This window comes from Idiomarina sp. UBA4206 (genome assembly GCF_002383015.1).
In the GTDB taxonomy this organism is placed as follows: Bacteria; Pseudomonadota; Gammaproteobacteria; order Enterobacterales; family Alteromonadaceae; genus Idiomarina; species Idiomarina abyssalis.
In genome coordinates this window covers 28,684-35,875 of sequence record NZ_DFTS01000027.1, presented here as the reverse complement: position 1 = coordinate 35,875, position 7,192 = coordinate 28,684, and the positions used below count along the sequence as shown (strand labels likewise).

9 protein-coding genes are annotated in these 7,192 nt (G+C 49.8%); 3 read left to right on the top strand and 6 right to left on the bottom strand.

Going from position 1 to position 7,192, the window contains the following annotated elements:
- A partial coding sequence (cysE, locus tag B3180_RS06005; RefSeq protein WP_286843534.1) for a serine O-acetyltransferase occupies positions 1 to 726 on the top strand: 726 nt, incomplete at its 5' end.
- Here cysE and B3180_RS06000 read toward each other — a convergent pair.
- The 3 genes from B3180_RS06000 to B3180_RS05990 all read right to left on the bottom strand — a co-directional run bounded on the left by B3180_RS06000 (position 723) and on the right by B3180_RS05990 (position 3,397).
- Positions 723 to 2,294 (bottom strand): methyl-accepting chemotaxis protein, encoded by a 1,572-nt coding sequence (locus B3180_RS06000; RefSeq protein ID WP_278358514.1) that lies wholly within the window; start codon positions 2,292 to 2,294, stop codon positions 723 to 725. The genes cysE and B3180_RS06000 overlap by 4 nt on opposite strands.
- 167 nt (positions 2,295 to 2,461) lie before the next feature.
- Complete coding sequence (locus B3180_RS05995; RefSeq protein WP_011233297.1) at positions 2,462 to 2,668, bottom strand: cold-shock protein; 207 nt, start codon at positions 2,666 to 2,668, stop codon at positions 2,462 to 2,464.
- Between the two features lie 183 nt (positions 2,669 to 2,851).
- Positions 2,852 to 3,397 (bottom strand): hydrolase, encoded by a 546-nt coding sequence (locus tag B3180_RS05990; RefSeq protein ID WP_199493944.1) that lies wholly within the window; start codon positions 3,395 to 3,397, stop codon positions 2,852 to 2,854.
- A gap of 187 nt (positions 3,398 to 3,584) precedes the next feature.
- Here B3180_RS05990 and purE point away from each other — a divergent pair, with 187 nt between their 5' ends.
- Both purE and B3180_RS05980 read left to right on the top strand, forming a co-directional pair.
- Positions 3,585 to 4,076, top strand: coding sequence for a 5-(carboxyamino)imidazole ribonucleotide mutase (gene purE, locus B3180_RS05985; RefSeq protein ID WP_053954128.1), 492 nt, complete (start codon positions 3,585 to 3,587; stop codon positions 4,074 to 4,076).
- Entirely contained in the window at positions 4,073 to 5,161 is a 1,089-nt protein-coding gene (locus tag B3180_RS05980) for an ATP-grasp domain-containing protein (RefSeq protein ID WP_278355380.1), read from the top strand. Before purE ends, B3180_RS05980 begins: the two co-directional genes overlap by 4 nt.
- A 19-nt stretch (positions 5,162 to 5,180) precedes the next feature.
- Here B3180_RS05980 and B3180_RS05975 read toward each other — a convergent pair whose 3' ends face one another.
- From B3180_RS05975 to B3180_RS05965, 3 genes are all read right to left on the bottom strand, one after another.
- Positions 5,181 to 5,816 carry an alpha/beta hydrolase gene (locus B3180_RS05975; protein ID WP_349677610.1) on the bottom strand — a complete coding sequence of 212 codons (636 nt, stop codon included), beginning with the start codon at positions 5,814 to 5,816 and terminating at the stop codon, positions 5,181 to 5,183.
- Positions 5,817 to 5,830: 14 nt separating this feature from the next.
- Positions 5,831 to 6,652 (bottom strand): prephenate dehydratase, encoded by an 822-nt coding sequence (locus B3180_RS05970; protein WP_278358516.1) that lies wholly within the window; start codon positions 6,650 to 6,652, stop codon positions 5,831 to 5,833.
- Positions 6,649 to 7,192, bottom strand: a 544-nt coding sequence (locus tag B3180_RS05965) for an alpha/beta hydrolase family protein (protein WP_286843528.1), incomplete at its 5' end; no start/stop codon positions are given. The genes B3180_RS05965 and B3180_RS05970, both read right to left, overlap by 4 nt.

Sequence of the window (7,192 nt, the reverse complement as noted above, 5' to 3'; positions counted from 1 at the left end):
CATGCGACCTGGTTCCATCGTATAAGCCATAAACTTTGGGAGTGGAAGTTATATTGGCTTGCTCGTTTTGTTTCTAATGTTTCACGCTGGCTAACGGGGATAGAAATTCATCCGGGTGCTAAAATAGGTCGTCGTTTCTTTATTGATCACGGTATGGGTGTGGTCATTGGTGAAACCGCAGAGATCGGCGATGACGTTACTTTGTATCATGGCGTGACTCTTGGCGGTACTAGCTGGAACAAAGGTAAACGGCACCCGACCTTGAAAGACGGTGTGGTGATTGGTGCAGGAGCAAAGGTACTGGGTCCAATTACTGTCGGAAAATCTGCACGCATTGGCTCTAATGCCGTGGTCGTGCGAGATGTGCCGGAGCTAACCACTGTGGTCGGCATTCCGGCCAGGGTAGCTCAGTCCGCGGTCGATGCGGAAACAGCGGAACGTCGTAAAAAAATGGCAACGGAGTATGGCTTCGATGCCTATGCTATCTCAGCGGATAACCCAGACCCGGTTGCGACAGCAATTGGGCGCATGCTCGATCATGTACAGGTTTTAGATAATAAAGTCTCTGACCTTTGCCAGGCGGTTAATAAGCTCGGTGGCGATGTCTGTGGTGAGATCCCGGAAGTCGATATGGACGATGTCGAGTTTCTTGAAGAAAGTGAGCGCGCCGCAAAACGACGCGCCGATAAAGATGATACTTCAGCCTCGGGTAAACAAGACTCTTAACTTTTTAAATTAAAGCGCTCGATCAAGGAGTAAAGCTGCTGACTGGTGTTTTGCAGCTCGTTGCTTGAGCGTTGAGTTTGCTCTGCTGTTTGTTGGGTATGACGTGCAGTGTCCGCAATTTCAGTAATTTGCTCGCTGATATGCTCCGCAACGCCGCTTTGCTCTTCAACAGCGGACGCCATTTGCGTCGACATATCTGAAATGTCCTGAATAGCCACTGATATCTCACCCAGAGCAGTGTCTGCCAGACGAACTTTCTCAACACCTTCTGATGCCGCCTCTTCACCTTGTTTTGAAACCTCGACGGCATTACGTGCGCGCTCTCGCAACTGTTGAATGACTTTGTGAATACCCTCAGTAGACTGGGTTGTTCTTGAAGCCAGTGAGCGAACCTCATCTGCGACAACTGAGAAACCACGGCCATGCTCGCCGGCACGAGCCGCTTCAATGGCAGCATTCAGGGCTAACAGGTTGGTTTGGTCGGCAATGGAGGATATTAAATCGGCAGCCTCGCCAATAGCCCCGGTCGATTCATCCAGCTCTTTAACGGTTGCGGCTATCTGCCGAACGGCATCGTGAAGCTGGACGATAACCTCGCTTGCTTCTCTTGCCAGCCCTACGCTTTCATCCACATTGGTTTTGGCTGACTCAGCCTGTTGCGCATTACGTTCAACGGTATCTGCCACTTCCTGAATGGCGGACGCCATCTCATTCATAGCCGTCGCCGTCTGTTCAGTCGCAGCCGTTTGTTTATCGACATATTGTTTACTAAGCTGAGCTTGATCGTAAGTATCGTTGGTCACTTTTAACAGGCTTCCAACCGCGTCCTTCATGCGGCTAAGTGCGGTACGGTTACGGGCGCCCTCGCTGATAAGCTGCATAGCGAGCCTGGCTTCGCGTCCCTGTTTATCAAAGTAGGTCATGCCAACCAGTTCGGAATCAAAAGCCTCTGGGCGTAACTCCAGTAACCCTTGCAGCATACGGCCAATATAGGTGGCGTAAGCGAACGTGGTAATAGCGGTAGCAGCCAAAGCGATTAACGCGGAGGTAGGTTCACCGAGGAGTGCTATGGCGGCACTGGCAATTACGCCGGGGATAACGACGGGCATTAAATCTTTACAGCCCAGCCAGAGTCGTTTTCCCAGGGGAATGGCATGCTTTCCTGAATTTAACCGCTCATAGATGCGCTGTGCACGCTTTTTACGCTGGTCTGATGCGGCAACACGGACGGACTCAAAGCCAACCGGCTTACCGTTTTCCATAATTGGCGTAACGTAAGCGCTCACCCAGTAATGGTCGCCGTTTTTACAGCGGTTTTTAACCAGACCCATCCAGGGCTTACCGCGCTTGATGGTTTTCCACATATTCTCGAAAACGCTGGCAGGCATGTCAGGATGACGCAAAAGGTTGTGTGGTGAGTCAATTAACTCATCACGTGTGTAACCACTGACATTAACGAAATCTTCGTTGCAGTGCTTTATGACCCCTTTAAGGTCAGTCGAAGAGATCAGTCGATAGTGGTCTGGAAAGCGGTTTTCCTTTCCTGTAACCGGACCATTATTTTTCATAAGCGCCTTTAGGAAGTTTGATTTACATCAATATAGTAAGGTTATCGTATTTTGGCAGGAAAAGTTTAACGGTTTAGGCTTTTGGCCATAAAAAAACGCCGCTAAGAGCGACGTTTTTGAAATTCTTTGTGTAAACGTTCGGCACCCGAAAGGGTACTGAAGGTTCCTTACATAGGAACTACGTTTTCAGCTTGTGGACCTTTAGGGCCTTGAGCTACGGTGAAAGAAACTTGCTGGCCTTCTGCCAGAGTTTTGAAACCGTCAGACTGAATAGCGCTGAAATGTACGAAAACGTCTGCGCCGTTTTCTTGTTCGATGAAACCGAAGCCTTTAGCTTCGTTAAAGAATTTTACTTTACCAGTAGTAGTAGACATGCTGATATTCCTCGTAGTGCATGTTGAAATCAATGTATTGCTAAAAAAAACTTGGTATTACTTGGACTTACAAAACGAGGTACAGCAAAAAGGACTTCGTAAAAAATCTCAAATCAATAGCCGAAATTTTCTCAGCGGTTTCGAGTATACGCTTAATATAGCCCGAGTCAACAACAGGTTGCGTTATTTTAACCAATTGCGGCTTATATGGCGGAAGGTATCGCCGCCCGCTTTTTCAAGCCACTCAAATGCGGCCATTTCAGAAGTGATAATTTCTACACCAGCGGTTCGCATACGTTCAATGGCGCTGTCTTTATCGGTGGGGCGACGGGAACCAACAGTATCGGCCGGTAGAAACACTTGATAACCGGATTCCTGAAGCTCTATTGCGGTTTGCAGAACGCACACATGGGTCTCCATACCCATAATAACCACATGTTTTTTATTGTACTCCGACAGAACATCGCGGAAGGTATCGTCACGCAGTGCACTGAAATGTGTCTTCTCGACAACGCGGGCGGCCTCAATAATCTCTTGCAGACTGTCAACGGTATAGCCTAAACCTTTAGGGTATTGTTCGGTAATAAGAATAGGCAAGTCCAACTGCATAGCAATTTCACCCAGCCAACGCATTCGCGAGGTGACAACGTCTCGTTGATGAATTGCAGGCAACAGTCGCTCCTGAGCATCGACAATGAGTAATAGAGAATCTTTAGCGCTAAGCAGCATTGTTCATTCCTGTTGGTAGAAAGTCGGTTCACATACTAACCTTAGCCCATTAATCTATCTATCAGCAAAAAGTCTTAATTTGGTCAATAATCACCCATGAAATTTGCAGTTAAGGCGGCCAATGGCTACAATCCTCGCCTTTCCAAATGCAGATGCACATCCAAAACAGTAAATAAAAGGTGACACCATGGCTCCGGTATTGATTCTAATGGGTTCCCAGTCCGATTGGCCGGTAATGCAAAAAGCAGCAGAAATGCTGGAATCGCTGAACGTAAAGTGGCAGGCGAAGGTCGTTTCTGCGCATCGTACGCCGGACTTACTTAAGTCGACGATGGAACAAGCCGAGCAAGACGGAGTGCCTGTGGTTATTGCCGGCGCCGGCGGCGCTGCTCACTTACCGGGTATGCTGGCGGCTTATACGGCTATTCCTGTGTTTGGTGTGCCGGTTCCAAGCAAGCAATTAAAAGGTTTAGACAGTTTATTGTCTATTGTGCAAATGCCTAAAGGTGTGGCTGTTGGTACTCTGGCGATTGGTGATGCCGGTGCGGCCAATGCGGGCTTGTTGGCTGCTCAGGTTATTGGCAGCTTTGACAGCGAAGTGCGTAAACGCGTACATGAATTCCGCAAAGCGCAGAAAGAGAAAGTGATGGCGAACTCAGATTTGGAGCTGCCAAAATGAAAATTTTGATCCTTGGCAACGGGCAGTTAGGTCAAATGCTGGGTAAAGCCGTTATTCAGCAGGGGCATGAATGTGTCTTATACAGTGACCGACTGGATAAGGTGATGGCTCTAGGTAGCCAACAACCTTTGGCAATGACGTTAGCCGAGGCGAATGACTGGGCGGATGTAACCACCTGGGAGCACGAGCATTTAGGCGAAGAGCTGGTTGCTAAAACGGCCGATAAGTTCTTATTAAAAGCAGAGCGTTTCAACGGCTTAGTTGATCGTCGTACGCAAAAAGCGCTTTGTGATGAACTCGATATTCCCACTTCCGCCTGGAAAGCCTATGAGAATGTGGCTGAACTGACGGCCATTTTAGAAAGCTGTGACCATGCGGTTGTCATTAAGTCGGCGAAAGGCGGCTACGACGGCAAGGGCCAGTGGCGCTGGAAGCCGGGTGATGACATCGCCGCTGTCGCTGAAGAGGCAGGGCAACGCCCGGGTATTGTTGAAGACATGATTAACTTTACCGACGAGGTTTCTGTTGTGGGAGCTCGCTCACACAAGGGAGAGCAGCGCTGTTTCCCGCTGACATTAAACGTCCATACTCAGGGTATTCTGTCTTACAGTCTGGCTGGCGCAGAGCATTTTTCTAAAGCGCTTGAAGCTTTAGCCAAAGAGCATCATAAGAAGCTGACCGACGCGCTGGATTACGTGGGCGTATTAGCTATTGAGTTCTTTGTCGTTGGTGAAGGCGAAAACCAACATTTGCTGGTGAACGAAGTGGCTCCGCGGGTTCACAACTCAGGGCACTGGACGATGAGTGGCGCTAATTGTGACCAGTTCAACCTGCACATTCGCGCCATTACCGGTTTACCGCTGCCCGACTTACTGATAGCCCCCACCTTAATGGTGAACGTGATTGGCGTTGCGGGTATTCCGGAAGCTTTATGGGAAGCTGCGGCCGCTGAATGTCATTGGTATGGCAAGGATGCGCGACCCGGTCGTAAAGTGGGTCATGTGAATATTATGATTGATTCGTTTGAGCGGGGCGAGAATTTAGCCTCTACCTGGGCGGATAAACTGCAACTGTTAGCGAGTTAATACCTGCTTAGATGAGCGGTTAAAACCGCTCATCCAGCCATTTCTGCATATCCTGAACCTGCTCTAAGCACAGCGAGTGCGGCATTGGGTAGGTTTGATTCGTCACTGAAAACCCTTTCTCTTTCAAAATTGCACAGGCTTTCTGGCCAAGAACTTCCGGAACCACAGGGTCCTGAGTACCGTGCTGAACCAAAATGGGCAGTTGTGCATTGGCTTCATTAACCTGAATATCGTCGGCTGTAGCAAAGTACGTAGAATGCGCCATTAAACCCGCCAGCGGTTTCGGGTAGGTCAAAGCAGCTTCATAACCCACGGCGCCGCCCTGTGAGAACCCGGCAATAATAATGCGTTTACTGTCGATGCCGTGAGCAATTTGCTCATCTATCATGGCGTGCACTTTAGCCGCTGATTTGCGTAGCTGTTTGCTGTCTATCTGGCGGTCGATGCTCATGTCGGTAATGTCGTACCAGGCTGGCATTACCATACCCTGGTTTATGGTGACCGGCATTTGCGGTGCGTGAGGAAACAAAAAGCGAACCTGCGCGTTGGCAAATTTCAGGTGCTCGGTCATAGGGACAAAGTCATTGCCCGAGGCTCCCAGGCCATGCAACCAAATGATAACGGCGTCGGCTGTGCCTGCCGGCTCGTGTTTTATGACTTCCAGAGAGATTACTGCTTTCCTATTTCTGCGGCAGGGTAAGAACCCAGCCAGTGAATGTTGTTCATAGCGGCCAATTCTTCAAGAGCCGAAGCGACACCCGGTTCGCTGCGGTGGCCATCAAAGTCGATAAAGAAATGATAGTCACCAAACTGACTACCCGCCGGCCGCGACACTATGGAGGTTAAGTTAATTTGCTGCTTTGCAAACACCTGCAAGCTGTCAACCAGCAAGCCGGGATGGTCGTTGTCATCAATGAGCAGCAAGCTGCTTTTCCAGTGCTCATCCTTTCTGTATTCCGGCTCTTCAGACGCTGCGGATAATACCACGAAGCGTGTTTCGTTGCGTGGGTTGTCAGCGATATTGTTACTCAATATCTGCAACGTCTCCGGGCAACTAATGTGTTGGGGAACTATGGCTGCAGACGCCTCTTCAGCCGCCAGCAGAGCTTGAAGCGACGCGGCGTTGCTGGCCGTATGAATAATGGGCAGCCCGAGCTTGTGTAAGTACGAATTACATTGTCCTGCTGCGACAAACTGTGCCCATATCTGGGTAGGCTTCGTACTATTACTGAGACATTGGAAGCCAACAGGAATACGGATTTCCGCCTGAATGCGTAAGGGCCTTTGCACCAAGTAGTCGACGACCGGAGAGACGAAGCCTTCGGTCAAATTTTCAATAGGAACAACGGCAGCGTCGCACTCTCGTCCAACCGACGCCAGGCAGCTGACCAGGTTATCCAGTAATTGGATGTCGTGATCTTGTTCAGGCTGGAAAAGCCCTGCGGCAACCTCCGAAAAGGTGCCGGCAGGGCCTAAAGTGGCTAGCTTCATTTCTTATATTGCTCGAACCAGGCCAGTGCATGCTCAATTTTGGCAATCATGTTGGAAGGACGAGCTGTAACGCCATGAAAAGCGCCCGGAACACGAACCATAGCTGTATCTACTTTTTGCAGCTTTAATGCCTGGTAGAACTGCTCGGTCTCCGATATCGGCGTACGACGATCCTTCTCGCCGGTAAACAGCATGACTGGTGTTTCAACGTCACCGACCATAGACAGTGGCGAGCGCTGCCAGTAGTGCTCTAGCTCTTCCCATGGCATACCCGGGAATTGGTTGGTAATTTGACCAATTGAGCTGTCAGCCGTCAGTACTTTGCTGACCCAGTTAATCACCGGGTTAGTGGCTGCGGCGGCGTTGAAGCGGTTGGTCAGCCCGACTGCGTAGGCTGTGGCGATGCCACCTGCAGAACCGCCGGCAATAAACAGGTTGTCTGAGTCGGCAATGCCTTTATCAATGAGTAAATCAATGCCAGTCATGTGATCAGCAAAGTCATAAGGTGACGAGTAGTTGCCGTCCAGCAGCATGGCAAAC

Coding starts and splice junctions, on each gene's coding strand:
- B3180_RS06000 (WP_278358514.1), bottom strand. CDS start 2,294: ATGAAAAATAATGGTCCGGTTACAGGAAAGGAAAACCGCTTTCCAGAC.
- B3180_RS05995 (WP_011233297.1), bottom strand. CDS start 2,668: ATGTCTACTACTACTGGTAAAGTAAAATTCTTTAACGAAGCTAAAGGC.
- B3180_RS05990 (WP_199493944.1), bottom strand. CDS start 3,397: ATGCTGCTTAGCGCTAAAGATTCTCTATTACTCATTGTCGATGCTCAG.
- purE (WP_053954128.1), top strand. CDS start 3,585: ATGGCTCCGGTATTGATTCTAATGGGTTCCCAGTCCGATTGGCCGGTA.
- B3180_RS05980 (WP_278355380.1), top strand. CDS start 4,073: ATGAAAATTTTGATCCTTGGCAACGGGCAGTTAGGTCAAATGCTGGGT.
- B3180_RS05970 (WP_278358516.1), bottom strand. CDS start 6,652: ATGAAGCTAGCCACTTTAGGCCCTGCCGGCACCTTTTCGGAGGTTGCC.